Origin of the sequence: Erythrobacter sp. KY5 (assembly GCF_003264115.1) — a bacterium.
GTDB lineage: Bacteria > Pseudomonadota > Alphaproteobacteria > Sphingomonadales > Sphingomonadaceae > Erythrobacter.
Window position 1 is genome coordinate 877,601 of the sequence record NZ_CP021912.1, and the last position, 18,027, is coordinate 895,627.

Here is an 18,027-nt window from a genome sequence, read left to right on the forward strand (position 1 = left end):
GCAAATCTACTCCGCCGCCTCGAGCTGTTCGGCGGGCGCTTTTGCGTTTGCTCCTGCCTTGGAGAATGTCAGGATGCCGTCTGCGACCGGATCGCTCGCCATGCGCTTTCGGTCGAGGACGTATTCCTGATTGAGGCGCCAGGGATATTCGGTCGAATTCTTCGGATTGATGTCCTTTGCACGGTCGAGGTAGCCGCTTGAAAAGCCGGCGAAGATGTCCTCTTCCTCGATATTGGCTTCCATCTCGGGCGTCAGAACCGGGTTGGCGATATCGACGCCGCGGGCGCACATCTCTTTCAGGACGCGGCAAACATAGTCCGAGTTGATATCGGCGCGCAGCGTCCAGCTTGCGTTGATGTATCCGAACACCACCGCAAGGTTCGGCAGGTTCGAATACATGCAGCCCTTGTAGTAATAACGCTGCGAGAAATCGACTGGCTCGCCGTTAACGCTGATCGCGATCTTGCCTGCAATCGCGAGTTTCAGACCGGTCGCGGTGACGATGATATCGGCTTCGAGCAATTCGCCCGATTTGAGGCGCACACCATTCGCTTCGAACTTGTCGATGTGGCCGGTTACAACCTCGGCCTTGCCGGCCTTCATCGCTTCGAACAGGTCGTCGTCAGGCACGAGGCATAGCCGCTGTTCCCACGGATTGTAGGGCGGAGTGAACGATGCCCTGTCATAGTCTGGGCCGAGCGCCTTCTCGATCCCTTTGTAGAGCGCATCCTTGACCTTCTGCGGCTTGTTGCGCGCGGTCTTGAAGGCGTAATCCTGCATCCTGATGTTCTTGAACCGGGTGATCGAATACGCGACGCTATCGGGCAGGATCTTGCGCAGGAAATTTGCGATCCGGTCTTTCGCTGGGCGCGCAAACATCCAGGTCGGCGTGCGCTGAAGCATCGTGACCTTGGCGGCCTTATCCGCCATTGAGGGGACGATGGTGACGGCGGTCGCGCCTGATCCGATCACGACGACCTTCTTGCCGGTGTAGTCGAGGTCTTCGGGCCAGAATTGCGGGTGGATCACCTGGCCTTCAAAATCGTCAAGCTTGAAGCCTGCATCATGCGGCTCGTCATAGTCGTAATAGCCAGAGCCCAGATACAGGAAGTTGGCGGTGAGGTGCGTGCGCGAGCCGTCTTCCAGCTCCATCTCTACATGCCAGCGCGCTTCGTCTTCGCGAAAATTGGCGCTGATGACCTTGTGGCCGAACCGGATCTTTTCGCGGATGCCGCGCTCATCGACGATTGTGTTGAGATAGTCGAGAATGGCCGGTGCATCGGCGATGCTTTTCTCGTGCCGCCATGGTTCGAAATCATAGCCCAGCGTGTGCATATCGCTGTCTGACCGGATGCCGGGATAGCGGAACAGATCCCACGTGCCGCCCAGATTGGCGCGGCGTTCGACGATGGCGTAGGAATGGTGCGGTGCCTTCATCTGCATGTGCGCCGCCATGCCGATGCCGGAAATGCCGGCGCCGACGATCAGGACGTCGAAGTCTGGTGGTGTTGCTAGCATCGGGTCTCTCTCTTCCCACAGCGCTGATGGCTAATTGACAGCAATGTAAACACACGTGGGCGGCAAAAGCGAGTCTTGATGGCAATTTGAAACTGACTTTGCGCTCAATAAGAGTTACGCGCCAGACCCATGATTATCCCCTTGCGCTATGCCGCCTCCGTTCTTGCCCTTGCATCCGCTTTCCCCGCCTTCGCTCAGGATGAGCAGAGCGAAGATGACGAGGAGACGCAAATTGTCGTTACAGGCGAAGGGCTTGAGCCGGCACTGTCCAATATTGTCTATTCGACCATAGAGCTTGACCGCGAGACGATAATTTCGACAGGGTCGGGGCGGCTCGACGACGTGCTCGCCAATGTTGCAGGTTTCCAGCAGTTCCGCCGCTCGGACAGCCGTTCGGCAAATCCGACCGCGCAAGGTGTCACCTTGCGGGCCTTGAGCGGCAATGCGACGAGCCGGGCGCTGGTGCTGCTCGACGGGGTGCCGATAGCGGACCCGTTCTTTGGCTATATTCCGCTCTCCGCGATTGCGCCTGAAACGCTGGGCAATATCCGGGTGACACGCGGGGGCGGTTCTGGCCCATTCGGCTCGGGCGCGCTGGCCGGGACGATTGAACTGGAGAGCGCCGGGCTCGCCACGATTGACGGTGTGAATGCAAGCCTGCTTGCGAACAATCGCGGCGCGACCGAGGCAACCGGGATCGTGGCAGGCAAGCTGGGAGGCGGCTTCGCGGTCGCCAGCGGGCGCTGGGATCGCGGCAAAGGCTTCTTTACCGCTCCAGAGGATCAGCGCGTTCCGGCGAGTGCACGCGCGGCCTTCGACAGTTGGAACGTGGCGGTTCGCGGGGTTGCGCCGCTTAGCGCGGATGTCGAATTGCAGGCGCGCGTGGCTCTCTTTGACGATGAGCGCACACTTCGTTTCGACGGAGCGGATTCGTCACACGAGGGTCAGGACGCGAGCATTCGCATCGTGGGACGCGGTGACTGGGGCTTCGACGCGCTTGCCTATGTTCAGGCGCGCAATTTCTCGAACATTGTCATTTCCTCGACCCGCTTCACCCGCGTGCTCGACCAGCGAAACACACCCTCCACTGGCATTGGCGGCAAATTCGAGATCCGTCCTCCGATTGCCGAAGGGCACGATGTGCGTATCGGAGCCGATTATCGCCGTGCGGATGGCGAATTGTTCGAAGACGCTTTCAGTGCCTTCACAGGAGCCTTGCGTGAGAGCCGCAATGCGGGCGGGGTGAACAGCAATCTGGGGTTCTTTGTCGAAGATGACTGGTCGATCGGCCCGGTTGTGCTGACCGGCGGCCTGCGCGCCGATCACACGCTGATCGAAGACGGCTTCTTCCGCGCGGTCGATGCGGGCGGCGCCTTGGTGAGCGAGGTGATCGCCCCTGACCGATCCGACTGGACGGTTAGCTGGCGTGCGGGCGCTTCCTTCTATGCCACGCGCCGTCTCGACCTGCGCGCAGCGGCTTACACCGGGCTTCGCCTGCCTACACTCAACGAACTTTACCGGCCGTTCGTAGTATTCCCGGTCGTGACACAGGCCAATGCCGCGCTTGAGAATGAGCGGCTTGAGGGTTTTGAGATCGGCCTTAACTGGCAGCCCGTGAACGAGGTCGTGATCTCGCTTACGGCTTTCGACAACGAGGTCGAGAACGCGATTGCCAATGTGACGCTCGCTCCGAACCTGCGCCAGCGCCAGAACCTGCCCGCTATTGAGGCGCAGGGGATCGAGGGCGCAGTTACTATGCGACTTGGTGAGGTGAGCTTCGATGCATCGCTGGCCTACACCGATGCACAGATCGCAGGCGAGGGCAGCTCGATCGCGCTCGATGGCAACCGCCCGCCACAAACGCCAGAATTCGCCGCCTCGGCAACGCTGGCGTGGGAGCCGCTGGAAGGCTGGCGGCTTGCGAGCACCTTGCGCCATGTCAGTTCGCAATTCGAGGACGACCAGGAAACCGACGTGCTGCCCGCAGCGACCACGCTCAATCTGTTTGCGCAAGTTCCGATTAGGGGAGCGTTCTCTCTGGTCGCGCGGGCGGAAAATCTGTTCGACGAAACCATCATTACGCGCAATGCCGGCGGCGCAATCGACCTCGGCGTGCCTCGCACGTTCTGGCTCGGCTTCCGATTAGGATTGTAAGCCGTTCGCCGCATTGCGGGAAACAATCGTATACGATCCGACACTCGGTCTGCAATTTATGCTGCAATGCAGCGCAAACCGTGACATATTCGCAACTCTCTTTCAGGAACCCGCGTCTGTGACTTGGCAGGCTGAAAAGCCCTGATAGTCTCGCGAGTTGGAGTTGAACCACACCGGCCAACAAGTCGGGTGGTAGAGGAGAGGGAAGTCTATGACACGTAAGCTTGCAGCCTACGCTGCTGGCCTGATGGCCTGCAGTGCAATCACCGCACCCGCATTCGCTCAAGACAATGAGGCACAAGCAGGTCCAGCACCGCAGGCTGATGACAGTGTCATCATCGTGACGGCAACACGCCGTGCACAGGACGTTCAGGACATTCCTATCGCTGTGACGGCGATCTCGCCTCAGGCGCTCGATAACCAGGGTGTCGACAACATTCGCGAAGTCACAGACCTTGCGCCAAGCTTCACGTCCAGTCAGGCACAGATTGCCTCGGGCTCGGTGGTGTTGCGTATCCGCGGCGTCGGTACGACATCGAACAATATCGGGTTTGAAAGCGCGGTCGGCATCTTCATTGACGGTGCTTACCAGTCGCGTCCCGGCGTGGCGCTCAACGAGTTTGTCGATATCGAACGGGTCGAGGTTCTGCGCGGTCCACAAGGCACGCTGTTCGGCCGCAATACGTCGGCTGGCGCACTCAACATCACCACCAAGCGTCCCGAGCTTGATGCATTTGGCGGTTTTGTGAATGCCGGTTACGGCAATTTCGACGAAATCAGTTTGCAGGGCGCGGTGAACGTACCGCTTGTCCAAGACTCGCTGGCCCTGCGTGTCACTGGCGCATATCGCAAGCGCGATGGCTTCCTGGATATCGTAGACGATACCGGAACGGTTATTGGCGATACGAACGACGTCGATCAGTATCTGGTGCGCGCGCAACTTGGCTTTGAGGGCGACAGTGGTCTGCGAGGCCGGTTGATAGCCGATTTCTCGAACTCGACATCGAGCTGCTGCGGAGCGGTCGAACTGTATCAGGCACCGGCAGTAACCAACGGGGCATACGCTGCGGTCGGCCTCGGCGCGAATGGCGGCAATGGCCAGCCTCTCGTTTCCACCAACCCTTTTGGACAGTCTGAATTCCGCGAGATCCTGCAAAACCGGGTGGTTTCCGCAAACTTTGCGCCCCAGGCCGACATCGACAATTATGGCCTTACCGGCGAAGTCGAGTTTCCGCTCTCCGATAGCGCGGATCTGATCTTCATTGGTTCCTACCGCAAGTTCGAGAACGAAGAGTTTTACGACTCCGATTTTACGGCAAACGACATCTTTAATGTCGGCATCGACGGCGAAATCGAAACCTGGACGGCAGAACTGCGTGTTCAGGGTGAAGCCATGGGTGGCGCACTCAATTATATGATCGGTGGGTTTTTCGCCGATGAACAGATCGATTCAACCACGACCTTCCTTCTTGGATCGGAATACGATGCTAACACGGGCGCATTGTTCGGTGGTCTGGCCGGCCCGGCGCCGATCCAGCTGTTCACCGGGGTTGATCCCAATGGAACGCGCACGCTCAACCGTTTTCAGCAAGATGCGCAGAGCTACGCGATCTTCACCAACAACACGCTTGAAATCGCCGATGGCCTGGAACTGACCCTTGGCCTGCGCTACATCTGGGAAGAGAAATCGGGCGGCTTTACGCAGACCGAGACCAACAACCAGATCTGTCCGGCAACGCTTGCCGCTACGGCTGCCGGTGCGATCCCCGCACCCTTGCAGGGAGGTCTGTTTGCACTTGGTTGCTTCGGCTTTGCCGCACCCGCGGATCTTCCGCAGGCAGCCGTGCTTCCGCTCGTGCGGACCTTCCAGGAAAACTTCGATGATGAAGAGCTGATCTACACGGCTCGCTTGGGCTACGAATTCGCGAACGCCCCAATTAACATCTACGCAAGCTTCACGCACGGTATCAAGGCAGGGGGCATCAATCTCGATACCACCGCTGCATTGAACGGGGTCAGCGCTCAGTTCCTTTCCGAAGAGGTTGACGCCTACGAAATCGGTTTCAAGAGCCGTCTGATCGACGATGCGCTGACGCTCAACATTGCTGCGTTCTACGAAGAATTTCAAAACTTCCAGGTTCTGGAATTCACCGGCTTGGCATTCGAGACGTTCAACGTTCCTCTGGCCGAATCCCAGGGGGTCGAGATTGAAAGCCTCTTCCGCGTCAGCCCCGAACTGTCGGTCACCGCATCGGCGACCATCCTTGATGCAAGTTACCCGGACGATTGCGCTGGCGCGCAGACCAATGTCCTCTCGGTGGCTGCGCTGTGCGGGTTCGATCTTACGAACGCGCCGAGCGTAATCGCGATCATGGGGGCCAATTACGAGCAGCCGATCGGTAATGGCATGGAGTTCTTCTTCGCTGGTCAGGTCCGGATCGAAGGCGACCAGCGCACATCGACACAGGCGCTGGATACGGCGGCCATCGCAAGCGGTTCGTTCATCGCGGATAATGGCGGCTTGCAGGGGGCTATCGCGGCCGCTCGCGAAAACGGGCTTATCATCGGCGATATCCAGGATGGGCAGGAATTCGTCAACGTTCGCGCTGGTTTGCGTTTCAACGACGGCGCCTATTCCATCGAAGGGTTTGTCAACAATCTGACCGACAACGTCGTGCGCGGTGTGACTTTCAACACCACGCTTCGTGGCACGGGCGGTTTCAATTCGCGCTCGCGTTCGGCGTTCTCGCTCCAGCCTCGCACTTACGGTGTGGTGGTTCGCGCAAAGTTCTAGAAACACACGCCTACAAAAAAGGGCGGCTCGGGAAACCGGGCCGCCCTTTTTGTATGGAGTTGGAAAAGCCGATTACATCGAGCGAGCGATCAGCATCTTCATGACTTCGTTCGAACCGCCGAAGATACGCGTGATGCGCGCATCGCGGTACATCTTGGCGATCGGGTAATCATTGATGTAGCCGGCGCCGCCGTGCAGTTGCAGGCATTTATCGACGACTTCGCTCTGCAGCTCGGTCACCCAATACTTCGCCATAGCAGCGGTTGCGACGTCAAGCTCACCCTTCAGCAGTTTGGCGATGCAATCGTTCACGAAAACGCGTGCCGCCGTACCGCGCGCCTTGAGGTCGGCGAGGACGAATTGGGTGTTCTGGAAGTCCCAGATGGTCTGCCCGAACGCCTTGCGCTCTTTTACATATTCGAGCGTGGTTTCGAGCGCTTTCTCGATACCCGTGGCTGCGCCCATCGCGATCACGAGGCGTTCCTGCGCCAGCTCGCCCATGAGCTGGTAGAAGCCCTTGCCCTCGACGCCGCCGAGCACGTTTTCCGCCGGGACAAAGACGTTGTCGAAAAACAGTTCGGAAGTATCGGCCGCATCGAGCCCGATCTTGTCGAGTTTGCGCCCGCGCTGGAAGCCCTCGGCCCCTTCGGTTTCGAGCAGCATGAGCGAGATGCCCTTGGCGCGCTCTTTCGGATCGGTCTTGGCGACAACGACGATGAAGTCAGCGGTCTGGCCGTTGGAAATGTAGGTCTTTGACCCGTTGATCCGGTAGCCGTTGCCATCCTTCAATGCAGTGGTCGTGATAGACTGAAGGTCGCTTCCCACGCCTGGCTCGGTCATCGCGATGGCGCTGACAAGTTCGCCGGTCACCAGCTTGGGCAGATACTTCTGCTTCTGCTCCTCGGTGCCGTAGCGCACGAGGTAAGGCAGGATGATCGTGTTGTGCAGGCTTGCAGCAAAACCGTCGACATTGTGCTTGGCCTGCTGGTCGATTACGACGATGTCGTGGCGGAAGTCGCCGCCGTGGCCGCCATATTCTTCAGGCACGGACACGCCTAGAAGGCCAGCCTGGCCGGCCTCGTTCCAGAATTCGCGTTCGACCTGGCCTTCATCGCGCCATTTCTGGACGCGCTTTTCGGGCGCGTGCTGCTGATAGAATTTGCCCACGGCATCCGCGAAGATCGAAATCTCCTCGTCTTCCATGAATTCGGGCTGGGGCACGTCGATGACGGGCATGGTGTTTCCTCTCTCTTTGAATTCCAAAAAAGCTACGCAGGCCGACCTTTCGTGGAGGCGGCCTGAGCGAGCTTCAAGTTTACTTGCCCTTCCAATTGGGCGCGCGCTTTTCAGCGAAGGCAGCGGCCCCCTCGCGTGCATCTTCGGACACGAAGACCGGCGCGATGAGCTGCGCTTGCTTGGTGTAGCGATCTTCCATCGCCCAACCGCGCGATTCCTTTATGATCTGCTTGGATACGCGCACGGCCAGCGGACCATTGGCAGCGATGCGAGCCGCAAGCGCCTTCGCTGCGTCAATGGCCGAGCCGTCGGTCACTTCGTTGATAAGGCCAAGCTCATAGGCGCGTGGTGCGTCGATGAAGTCGCCGGTGAGGGCGAGTTCCATGGCGATGCGCTCAGGAATCTGGTCAGGCAGCATCATGACGCCGCCCGCTGCCGCTACAAGGCCGCGCTTCGCCTCAGGGATGCCGAATTTCGCGTCTGCGCTTGCAACGACAAGGTCGCAAGCAATCATCAGCTCAAGCCCGCCAGCAAGCGCGTAGCCTTCGACCGCTGCGATCAGGGGTTTGGACGGGGGAGCCTGCACAACGCCGCCGAAACCGCGACCTTCAACCGTCGGACTTTCGCCGCGCAAAAATCCCTTGAGGTCCATCCCCGAACAGAAGGTACCGCCAGCGCCGGTCAAGATACCGACCCGCAAATCGTCCTCGGCATCCAGACGATCCATCGCCGCGGCGATGCCTTCTGCTGCCGCCTTGGTCATGGCGTTCTTTGCTTCGGGTCGATTGATGGTGACGATCAGGACGCCGTCTTGGACTTCGGTCAGTACTTCTTCGGACACAGGCTCTCTCTCCAGTCTTTCGATTCTTGGAATTGCAAATTGAAACTCATTCTTGTGCAAGGAGTGCAGTGGCTTTACGGATACGTCAACCGGATTATCGGCGAAACCAGAGAGAGAGACCCCAAATGGCAGAAGCATACATCATCGACGCAGTGCGCACTCCGCGCGGGATCGGCAAGCAGGGCAAGGGCGCGCTCGCGGAACAGCATCCGCAGCATCTCGCTGCGACAGTGCTCAAGGCGATTGCCGAGCGCAACAGCCTCGACACCAGCACTGTCGATGATGTGATCTGGTCGGTTTCGACGCAGGACGGGATGCAGGGCGGCGACATGGGGCGCATGGCCGCTCTCGATGCAGGCTACGACATCACGTCCTCTGGCACGACGCTCGATCGGTTCTGCGGCGGCGGGATCACGTCTGTGAACCTTGCGGCGGCGCAGGTGATGAGCGGTATGGAAGACTGTATCGTTGCAGGCGGCACGGAAATGATGAGCCTCACCGCAGCAATGACAAAGGAAAAGATGCAGGCCGGCATCAAGCCGATGATGATGGGCAGCTACAACGAGCGCTTGCAGAGCGTGCATCCGCAATCGCATCAGGGCATTTGCGGCGACGCGATTGCCACCATCGAAGGTTTCACCCGTGAGGAGCTGGACGAGGTCGGCTACCGCTCACAGCAGCGCGCCGCTGAGGCGATCAGCGAAGGCCGCTTCGACAAGTCGGTGGTTCCCGTGACGCTTGACGATGGCACCGTCGTTCTGGATCGTGAGGAGTATCCGCGTCCGCAGACAACGATGGAGGACCTCGCCAAGCTTGAGCCCGCCTTTACGAAGATTGCAGACGTTCCACTCGATGCGAAGGGCACGACCTTCCGCGGCCTCGTCAATCAGAAGTATCCAGACGTTGAGATTCAGCATTTCCACCATGCGGGCAACAGCTCGGGCGTGGTCGATGGCGCGGCTGCGGTGCTGGTCTGCTCGAAAGCCTATGCCGAGAAGCACGGCCTCAAGCCGCGTGCCCGCATCGTTGCGACCGCTAATATGGGCGATGACCCCACGCTGATGCTCAACGCGCCGGTTCCTGCTGCGAAGAAAGTGCTGGAGAAGGCGGGCCTGACCCTCGACGATATCGACCTGTTCGAAATCAACGAAGCGTTTGCCGTGGTCGCTGCCAAATTCGTGCGCGATCTCGGGCTCGACTGGGACAAGGTCAACGTCAATGGCGGCTCGATTGCGCTGGGCCACCCGATCGGTGCGACCGGTTCGATCCTGATCGGTACCATGGTCGATGAACTTGAGCGCCGCGATCTCAACACGGGCCTCGTCACGATGTGCGCGGCGGGTGGGATGGCTCCGGCAATCATCATCGAGCGTGTGGACGGTTTTGTCGACTGAGGCGCGCTCGCATGGTGGCCGACAACACACCTGTCATAATCGGGGTAGGACAGTATTCGGAGCGGGTCGGCGAACCCGGTTACGAGGCGCTGTCCTACGCCGATCTGAGCGGCCGAGCTCTGGCGGCGGCCATTGCCGATTGTTCGGCTGATAGATCGGTCGCGGCAGCTATCGATACGCTTGCCTCAATCCGTGCATTCGAAATGTCGCGGCCCGGTAAGGAGCCTCCTTTCGGTGCACCAGACAATGTCCCGGGCGCGGTGGCGAAGCGCGTCGGTGCAAGCCCTCGACGCATGATACTCTCGACCTCGGGCGGACAGACCAATCAGCAATATGTCGGCGAGTTTGCGGCGGCTATCGCTGCTGGCGAGAGCGAATGCGCGGTTATCGTCGGTTCCGAAGCGATTTCCACCGCGCTCGCCCTGGCGGCGAAAGGCGGGAAGCCGGATTGGTCGGAAGATGTCGGCGGTGAATTCGAGGATCGCGGCTTCGGTGTCGATGGCCTGATGGAAATGGGTTTGTTCGCTCACGGCGCGACGGGCGCGATCCCTCTATACGCCATCGCCGAAAACGCGCGGCGGGCAAAGTTGGGCAAGGGGCTGGAGGAATATCGCCGCGATATTGGCGAACTGTTTAAGCCCTTCACAAAGATTGCGGCGGCAAATCCGCATTCAGCTGCCCCGGTCGAGCGAAGCGCCCAGGAGCTTGCCACGGTGACGGAGCGCAATCGCATTGTTGCCGAGCCCTACACTCGAATGACCGTGGCGCGGGACCAGGTGAACCAGGCGGCGGCCATTATCATTGCCAGTGCGGGCAAGGCGCGAGATCTGGGCGTGCCGAAAGGAAAATGGGTCCACATCCATGCCGTGACCTCAGTGACAGAACTGGAGCTCAGCGAGCGGCCAGACATCGCGGCGAATCCCGCCTCGATCGCCTCAGTTGAGCGCGCTCTCGATCTGGCGGGCAGGCACATGGATCAGATCGGCTATCTGGATTTCTATTCGTGTTTTGCCATTCCTGTGTTCAATCAATGCGATCATTTCGGCATCGCCTACGACGATCCGCGCGGCCTTACCCTTACCGGCGGTCTGCCGTTCTTTGGCGGGGCAGGGAACAACTACTCCGCACATGCCATCTGCGAGGCGGTTGCGCGAGTTCGCAGCGACAGGGGCAGCTTTGCTCTGGTCGGAGCCAATGGCGGCTGGATGAGCAAGTATGCGACCGGGATATACTCGACCGATCCGGCCAGCTGGGCATCCATGCGGTTCGAGACGCTCCAGAAACAAGACAATGGCATCGCGCGAAGCGACCAGCCTTTCGAAAGCGCGAGGATTGAGAGCTACACCATCAATCATTCGAAGAGCGGCAGCGACGCGGTGTGGATCGGGCGCAACGAGGCGAACGAACGCGTCGTGGGTAATGCCGACTTGTCGCACGAGCCAACACGCTCCCTGTTCGAAGGGGGCCAGCCCTTTGGCGCGACGCTTTCGATCACACGCGACACGCGCGGCCGTAATATCGGGCGCGTCGCCTAGTCCCTTTTGCGCTGCCCGCCCAGGAAATCGAGCGCGTCAAAACCTTCGGGCGCTGGCACTTCCGTGATTGGATCGTCGCGATCATCAAATTCGGTTCGCAGCGCGCGGCTCATCACGGCATGCATCATGTACATGGCTGTGGTGTAAGTGAGCTCAAGGATTTCCTCGTCCGAGAACTCCTCCTTGAGCTGGTCGAACAATGTGTCAGGCACACGGCCCTGGTGAGTGACCAGACGATCCGCATAAGCCAGCACAAGGCGCTCCTTGGCGTCAAAACAGGTCGCGGTCTGCCAAGTCGGGAGAGCCTCGATCTTCTCTTCAGGGTAGGCAAGCCCGCGCAAGCTCTTGCAATGCTGCGAAAATACGAACTGGCTTCCGACCGCCCATCCAGCCCATGTCTGGCCCAGCTCGCGCAGGATCGGATCGAGCTTTCGTGAGGGGTCGCGATAATAGGCAAAGCCCTGGCTCGCATGTTTCAGCGTCGCTGGCGAATTGGCAAATACGGTCCACCAATCGCCCGGTGTCCCGGTCGCCGTTCCGGGCTCTGTTACCGGATCTCGCTCCCCGAAGAGCAGGGCGTAAAGCGGCAGCGCGACCTTTTCGTCGGCCTCGTTTCTTGGGACCTCTCTCAAGCGTGGCATGCTCTACGCCTCCACCCTGTCCGCAGCAGTCGCGGGTTTGTGAGAAATGTCGCCCGGACCAAAAGCTTTGGTCGTCGCGGCAAATTCCAGCATGATGCCGTTCGGGTCGGTGAAGTAGACTGATCGCACAAACACGCCCTCGTGCATCTCGCGTGACATGCCTGCGGGACTGTCATCGTGATTGACCACTGTATGCGTGTGTTCGACCCCGGCGTCCTCCAGCCGATCCAGCGCAGCTTCCAGTTCCTCTTCGGCCATGTCGAAAGCGAGATGGTTCATCGAACCCACCGCAGTCTTCGCATCCATCGGAAACTTGCGGACCGATGCAATGCCCGGAGCTGCCGGGGGGCCGTCCTCCCACCAGAAGAAAGCCACTGCGCTTCCTCCGCCGCAGTCGAAGAAGAAGTGCTGCCCGCCACCGGGCAGTTCGACCGTCTTGAAGAGCGGCATGTTAAGCACCTGCGTGTAGAATCTGGTCGTTTCCTGCATGTCGCGGCAGACAAGCGCGACGTGGTTGATACCTTTGGTCTTGATCATAGGTCTCTCCAGCTGCGCGCAGCCTGCCCTGATCCCTTTCGGCTTGCAAATCCATTTGGAGCGAATGCTCTTTGACAAATTGAGCGTTTCAGCGTAACTAGTTTCAAACGTAACCAGTTTGAAACAAAGAGACGCGATGATGACAATGCACCCCGGAGACCTTTTCGATAACCCCGCCGGCCTCGACGGCTTCGAGTTTGTCGAATTCTGCGCGCCGGAGAAAGGCGTGCTTGAACCCGTCTTCGAGGCAATGGGCTTCACGCTGGTCGCCAAGCACCGCTCCAAGGATGTTCACCTGTGGCGCCAAGGGGGCATCAATCTCGTCGTCAATTACGAACCGCGCAGTGCAGCATGGTACTTCGCGCGCGAGCATGGCCCGTCCGCTTGCGGAATGGCGTTCCGCGTGCGCGATGCGGCAAAGGCCTATGAACACCTGATCGCTCAAGGTGCCGAGCCGGTCGCGAACGAGCCCGGTCCGATGGAATTGCGCATCCCGGCGATCCGCGGGATCGGCGGAGCAATCCTTTACCTCGTCGACCGCTATGCGGGCGCAGAAGGCAAGAGCCTGACAATCTACGACATCGATTTCGATTACCTCCCCGGTGTCGATCCCTATCCCGAAGGTGCGGGCTTCCACACGATCGATCACCTCACCCACAACGTATATACCGGTCGCATGAAGTACTGGGCGGATTACTACGAGACGCTCTTCAACTTTCAGGAAATCCGCTTCTTCGACATCAAGGGCGAGTATACCGGCCTCACGTCGAAAGCGCTTACTGCGCCAGACGGCAAGATCCGCATCCCGCTCAATGAAGAAGGCGAGGGCGGCAAGGGCCAGATCGAGGAGTTCCTGCGCGAATTCAACGGTGAAGGCATTCAGCACATTGCGCTGATCTGCGAAGACCTTGTGGCATGCTGGGACCGCCTGAAGGAATTTGGCGTGCCCTTTATGACCGCGCCGCCCGAAACTTATTACGAGATGCTCGACGAGCGCCTTCCCGGTCATGGCGAGAATGCCGATGACCTCAAGATGCGCGGCATTCTGCTTGATGGCACGACTGAGGGCGGTCAGCCCCGCTTGCTGCTGCAAATTTTCGCTGAAGCGCAGGTCGGGCCAGTCTTCTTTGAATTTATTCAGCGCAAAGGCGACGATGGCTTTGGCGAGGGTAACTTCAAAGCATTGTTTGAAAGCATCGAACGCGATCAGATCGCACGCGGCGTGCTCGCCACTGCCGACAAGGAACCGGCACAATGAGCCATCCTGTAAAACTGGGCGGAGTCCATCACGCGGCTTATCGCTGCAAGGACGCCAAAGAGACGGTCGAATGGTATGGCCGCGTGCTGGGCATGGATTACACGACCGCCTTTGCCGAGGACCATGTGCCTTCGACCGGCGAATACGATCCCTACATGCATGTCTTTCTGGATGCGGGAAACGGCAACATCCTGGCCTTTTTCGAGCTGCCCAACCAGAAGGACATGGGCCGTGACGAAAACACGCCGGCCTGGGTCCAGCATCTCGCGTTCCGTGTGCCTGACGAAGCGGCGCTGCTGTCGGCCAAGGCTCATATTGAGGCGGAGGGCATCGAGGTGCTTGGGCCCACGCATCACGGCATCTTCAAGTCGATCTACTTCTTCGACCCCAATGGTCACCGCGTCGAACTCGCCGCCGATATCGGAACCGATGAACAATATGCGGAACTGAAGCGTGTTGCCCCGATGATGCTGGAGGAATGGAGCGAGACCAAGAAGGCCCCGCGCCATGCCGATTGGCTGCATGAAATCGCCCGCAAGGAACACGGCAGCGCCTGAACGATCTTGCGGTATCGGACAAAAAAGGGGCGCGAAGGATGACCTTCGCGCCCCTTTTTGTCTGGCGTGATGCCTTTGACTACATCGTAACCGTTGCACCCAGGAAGAACAGGGTGCCAACCGGGCTCACTGGATAAGCCTGTTCGGTCACGAAGGGATTACGGCCGAAGACATTGTTCACACCGCCATAGATGTTCAGCATGTCCGAAGCCTCGAAACTGACCTGGATGTCGTGAATGAACGCGTCGCCGGAAAGGCCGTTTGCGACCGAGAAGGTGTCCTCCCCGGTGTTACCCACTTCCTCAATCTCAACGGCGCGAAGGCCCATGGAGTCAAGATAGGTTGTCGACCATGTGAAGCTGAAGCGGTCGTAATCCGCAGTAAGCGCAGCACGGCCCGCCCATTCGGGGCGCTGCAGTTCGCCCAGCTCAGGGTCAACCAGCGTCGGATCGCTCGGATCGAAGAAGTCGTTGAGCTTGTCGACCCAGTTGCCGCTTGCATTCAGCGTGAAGCTAACCGGCCCGACGCCAAAGCGATACTGCATGGCCGCTTCGATACCGGCGGTTTCCTGACGCGCGAAATTGAGCGAACTCTGCCGTAGGAAGGTAAAGCCACCGTTCGCAGGATTGCGATCAAAGAGCGAGCAGAACGCGTTGCTGATGCTGGCACTGTCGACGCAGTTGTCGACAATGTCCTGCGAGCCGACCGGGTTGATCGCATCCTCGATCTCGATGTTGTAGTAATCGACGCTCAGGACAAAGCCCGGGAGGAAGCGCGGCGTGATTTGCGTACCGACCGTCCAGGTGGTTGCCGATTCTTCCTGCAGGTTCGGGTTACCGCTGATCGATCCCGAGAAGCGCGCTGTCAAAGGATCGACGTAGCTATACGTTCCCGTTCCGAAAGTCGGATCGAAGCCGATCTGGTTGAAGAAGGCCGTGCAGTTTGCCTGGCGCAGCGCCGGATCAGCTGCCGTTACCAGATTGCCGACATCACACGGATCGACCGGACGGAAGAACGCACCTTGAGCCGGGTTGAACAGCTCGTTGATATTCGGTGCGCGTACCGCTTCGGAGTAGGTGCCGCGGAATAGGATATCCTGCGACGGAGCCCACAGACCGCTAACGTTCCAGGTGAAGGTATCGCCAACGGTCGAGTAGCTCGAGAAACGCGCTGCAGCGCTAAGCTCAAGCGTTTCTGCAAAAGCCACACCGGACAGGAACGGCAGGCGAATCTCGGTAAAGATGTCGTAGACATCGTACTTGCCGCCCGCATTGCTGATGATGGTCGCAGGGTCGAAGACCAGCGAGTTTTGCGACAAACCGAGATCGCGCAGAAGAGCACCCTCGGTCGCGTCAGGCGTGGTCACCGGAATGACCCCGCGAACCAGCGGATCGAACTCGGAGGCGGATTCCTCTTCGCGGTACTCAAGGCCGAAGGCGAAACCGATGGGGCCGCCTGGAAGCTCAAGGAACGCGCCGGTATTGCCCGTGAAGATCGCGCTGAAGACGAGTTGCTCGAGCTCGAATTCGTTGACCACGGTGGTGGTGATGAAGTCGATCGCCTCCTGGCTGATCGCACCCACACCGCCGAGTACGTTAGCCGGGCGGCACTGGCCATCGCCGGGATTGAAGGTGAAGAAGCCAGGATCGCTCGCCGGGATGCCAAATGGCGTCGTCGCCGGGGCTGTTGGGTCGATGTCCGAACGACAGATCGGGCTACCGCCGGGGCCGCTAACGACATCGATGGCCGCAAAGAGGCGATCTGTGATGACGCGGTTGGCATCAAGCGTGGTCTGGTTGAACTTGCCGTAGTTCGCTGACACTTCGTAGGAGAAGTAGTCCGACGTATCGCCGCGGAAACCGGCTACGAAACGGTAGGTCTCGAATTCGTTGCGGTTGCGGTTGGGGCCGAAGTCAGCCGGGTCGCGGGTGAGGTACAGGCCCTCATCTGTTCCGTTTCCGAAGAACAGCGGCGCAACATATTGCTGAAGATCAGGCGTGATGAACGGGTTTTCTGCACGGATTGTCAGCAGGTCGTAGAAGGTGTTCGGCTGGGCCTGGAACTCGGCCGAATTCGAGACATATTTGCCTTCGAAAAAGAAAGTCGCAGCGTTTGAGATTTCATAGGTGAGATTGGCGTTGACCGACCAACGCTCTGTCTCAGGGACGAGCGAGTTTTCATCGAAGTTGTTCGGAATTCCGTCGCCGCCGAACTGGTTGAACAGTCCGGTGATCAGACCATCTCGATACACGCTAAGCGAGCCGTCATTATTGATGACGGCACAACCGCCTGCAAGACCGAAGGCGCCCGCGTTGAAGGTGCTGTTGAAGCCCACCGCCGACTCAAGACAGTCAGGCGTGCCGTTACCATTGATATCAGGACCATCGCTCAGGCCAATGTCGCCCGGTGCGACGACGCCGCCTGCCGACGAAAGCGAGAAGCGCGGGTCGAACGCGATGAATCGACGCGGTGCGTTGACCGCACGCGCAATCAGAGCCTGCTCGGTCGCTGTCGGTGTGAAGCCATCTGCCGATGAAGGGATCAAGCCACCGATGATCGACCCGTTGGCGAGAAAGTTTGGCGTGTCGGCCGCGTTAAGCTCGCCGGTTTGGAAGAACAGCGCCGGGTTAGCCTGATCATCGAAGATGCCGTTATTGCGTGAGAACGACCGATCACCGAACTGCAGCTCCTCGCCATAGGCATACTCGCCCGAGACCACGAAGTTGCCGCGGCCATCGGCGAAATTGACGCCCCACGTCAGGTCACCGTTGATGCGCCATGCATCGCCCTGGTCGGAGATACCGGACTGGATGTTCGCCTGCAGACCTTCAAAATCATCACGCAGGATGAAATTGACAACGCCGGTTACAGCGTCGGCACCGTAGATCGAAGATGCGCCGCCGGTCAGGGTTTCGACGCGCTCGATAAGAGCGTTAGGAATCGAGTTGACGTCTACAGCTTGTTCACCCGCAACACCCGATACGTGACGACGACCATTTACCAGCACCAACGTGCGGTTGGGACCAAGGCCACGAAGGTTCAGGACCGATTGACCGACCGAAATGTTCTGACCCGCAAATACGCTGTCTAGCGAACCTTCCGAAGTGATCGAGGTTGAAAGCGCTGGGATATCGCGAAGCACGTCAACCACGTCGGGTGTACCGGCTTTCGTCAAGGCGTCTGAATCAACGGATATGATTGGGGCTGGTGCACCGATGTTCGGGTCAATTGCAATGCGCGAGCCGGTCACGACAATGCGATTTTCATCGCCGTCCGAGGCGTTTTCACCGTCGGCAGTTGACTGGGCGTATGCCGTGAAGGGCATTGTGCTGGCGGCGGCGAGTAGGAGCGCCTGTCCCGAAATCTTGAGAGGTCTCATATCGGTTCCTGTTATGTTGTTGCGATGCACCATGCTCTCTTGCAGAAGTGATCTATGTCAAGAACCCGCCGATTGAATCGTGCGATTTTCGCTCATGCGTGGCAATTTTGTTACGCGTCGTAGGGGTGCGGGGGCCCAGAGCGAAAGCTCCGGCTTGACCGAGAATGGCGATTGGCCGAACAG

At 59.3% G+C, this 18,027-nt stretch carries 12 protein-coding genes; 6 read left to right on the forward strand and 6 right to left on the reverse strand.

The features are described from left to right. Positions 1 to 6 precede the first annotated feature (6 nt). Complete coding sequence (locus CD351_RS04310; protein WP_111991473.1) at positions 7 to 1,518, reverse strand: NAD(P)/FAD-dependent oxidoreductase; 1,512 nt, start codon at positions 1,516 to 1,518, stop codon at positions 7 to 9. 129 nt (positions 1,519 to 1,647) lie between these two features. Between CD351_RS04310 and CD351_RS04315 the strand changes: the two genes are divergently transcribed. Both CD351_RS04315 and CD351_RS04320 read left to right on the forward strand, forming a co-directional pair. Then, positions 1,648 to 3,672, forward strand: a complete 2,025-nt coding sequence (locus CD351_RS04315; RefSeq protein WP_111991474.1) for a TonB-dependent receptor — start codon at positions 1,648 to 1,650, stop codon at positions 3,670 to 3,672. Between the two features lie 211 nt (positions 3,673 to 3,883). Beyond that, positions 3,884 to 6,466, forward strand: a complete 2,583-nt coding sequence (locus CD351_RS04320) for a TonB-dependent receptor (RefSeq protein ID WP_234027216.1) — start codon at positions 3,884 to 3,886, stop codon at positions 6,464 to 6,466. 72 nt (positions 6,467 to 6,538) lie between these two features. Here CD351_RS04320 and CD351_RS04325 read toward each other — a convergent pair whose 3' ends face one another. Both CD351_RS04325 and CD351_RS04330 read right to left on the reverse strand, forming a co-directional pair. After that, positions 6,539 to 7,702 carry an acyl-CoA dehydrogenase family protein gene (locus tag CD351_RS04325; RefSeq protein ID WP_111991476.1) on the reverse strand — a complete coding sequence of 388 codons (1,164 nt, stop codon included), beginning with the start codon at positions 7,700 to 7,702 and terminating at the stop codon, positions 6,539 to 6,541. Between the two features lie 79 nt (positions 7,703 to 7,781). Beyond that, entirely contained in the window at positions 7,782 to 8,543 is a 762-nt protein-coding gene (locus tag CD351_RS04330; RefSeq protein WP_111991477.1) for a crotonase/enoyl-CoA hydratase family protein, read from the reverse strand. 125 nt (positions 8,544 to 8,668) lie between these two features. Here CD351_RS04330 and CD351_RS04335 point away from each other — a divergent pair, with 125 nt between their 5' ends. After that, positions 8,669 to 9,937, forward strand: coding sequence for an acetyl-CoA C-acetyltransferase (locus CD351_RS04335; protein ID WP_111991478.1), 1,269 nt, complete (start codon positions 8,669 to 8,671; stop codon positions 9,935 to 9,937). Between the two features lie 11 nt (positions 9,938 to 9,948). Beyond that, positions 9,949 to 11,472, forward strand: a complete 1,524-nt coding sequence (locus tag CD351_RS04340; protein ID WP_111991479.1) for an acetyl-CoA acetyltransferase — start codon at positions 9,949 to 9,951, stop codon at positions 11,470 to 11,472. On the opposite strand, the gene CD351_RS04345 is transcribed toward CD351_RS04340, so the two are convergent. Further along, positions 11,469 to 12,113, reverse strand: a complete 645-nt coding sequence (locus CD351_RS04345; protein WP_111991480.1) for a carboxymuconolactone decarboxylase family protein — start codon at positions 12,111 to 12,113, stop codon at positions 11,469 to 11,471. The two genes, CD351_RS04340 and CD351_RS04345, sit on opposite strands and share 4 nt — an antisense overlap. A gap of 3 nt (positions 12,114 to 12,116) precedes the next feature. Continuing rightward, the gene (locus CD351_RS04350; protein ID WP_111991481.1) at positions 12,117 to 12,650 is read right to left on the reverse strand and encodes a VOC family protein; all 534 of its coding nucleotides are present in this window, start codon (positions 12,648 to 12,650) and stop codon (positions 12,117 to 12,119) included. A 136-nt stretch (positions 12,651 to 12,786) separates the two neighbouring features. On the opposite strand from CD351_RS04350, the gene hppD reads away from it, so the two are divergent. Beyond that, positions 12,787 to 13,908, forward strand: a complete 1,122-nt coding sequence (gene hppD / locus CD351_RS04355; RefSeq protein ID WP_369880787.1) for a 4-hydroxyphenylpyruvate dioxygenase — start codon at positions 12,787 to 12,789, stop codon at positions 13,906 to 13,908. Next, the gene (locus CD351_RS04360) at positions 13,905 to 14,465 is read left to right on the forward strand and encodes a VOC family protein (protein ID WP_111991482.1); all 561 of its coding nucleotides are present in this window, start codon (positions 13,905 to 13,907) and stop codon (positions 14,463 to 14,465) included. The genes hppD and CD351_RS04360 overlap by 4 nt, the downstream gene beginning before the upstream one ends. A 79-nt stretch (positions 14,466 to 14,544) precedes the next feature. On the opposite strand, the gene CD351_RS04365 is transcribed toward CD351_RS04360, so the two are convergent. Then, positions 14,545 to 17,844, reverse strand: a complete 3,300-nt coding sequence (locus CD351_RS04365; protein WP_162627600.1) for a TonB-dependent receptor domain-containing protein — start codon at positions 17,842 to 17,844, stop codon at positions 14,545 to 14,547. Positions 17,845 to 18,027 lie beyond the last annotated feature (183 nt).

What these genes read in the sequence shown, in the direction of transcription:
- CD351_RS04310 (WP_111991473.1), bottom strand. Translation starts at nt 1,518, where the DNA reads ATGCTAGCAACACCACCAGACTTCGACGTCCTGATCGTCGGCGCCGGC.
- CD351_RS04315 (WP_111991474.1), top strand. Translation starts at nt 1,648, where the DNA reads ATGATTATCCCCTTGCGCTATGCCGCCTCCGTTCTTGCCCTTGCATCC.
- CD351_RS04320 (WP_234027216.1), top strand. Translation starts at nt 3,884, where the DNA reads ATGACACGTAAGCTTGCAGCCTACGCTGCTGGCCTGATGGCCTGCAGT.
- CD351_RS04325 (WP_111991476.1), bottom strand. Translation starts at nt 7,702, where the DNA reads ATGCCCGTCATCGACGTGCCCCAGCCCGAATTCATGGAAGACGAGGAG.
- CD351_RS04335 (WP_111991478.1), top strand. Translation starts at nt 8,669, where the DNA reads ATGGCAGAAGCATACATCATCGACGCAGTGCGCACTCCGCGCGGGATC.
- CD351_RS04340 (WP_111991479.1), top strand. Translation starts at nt 9,949, where the DNA reads ATGGTGGCCGACAACACACCTGTCATAATCGGGGTAGGACAGTATTCG.
- CD351_RS04345 (WP_111991480.1), bottom strand. Translation starts at nt 12,113, where the DNA reads ATGCCACGCTTGAGAGAGGTCCCAAGAAACGAGGCCGACGAAAAGGTC.
- CD351_RS04350 (WP_111991481.1), bottom strand. Translation starts at nt 12,650, where the DNA reads ATGATCAAGACCAAAGGTATCAACCACGTCGCGCTTGTCTGCCGCGAC.
- hppD (WP_369880787.1), top strand. Translation starts at nt 12,787, where the DNA reads ATGATGACAATGCACCCCGGAGACCTTTTCGATAACCCCGCCGGCCTC.
- CD351_RS04360 (WP_111991482.1), top strand. Translation starts at nt 13,905, where the DNA reads ATGAGCCATCCTGTAAAACTGGGCGGAGTCCATCACGCGGCTTATCGC.
- CD351_RS04365 (WP_162627600.1), bottom strand. Translation starts at nt 17,844, where the DNA reads ATGAGACCTCTCAAGATTTCGGGACAGGCGCTCCTACTCGCCGCCGCC.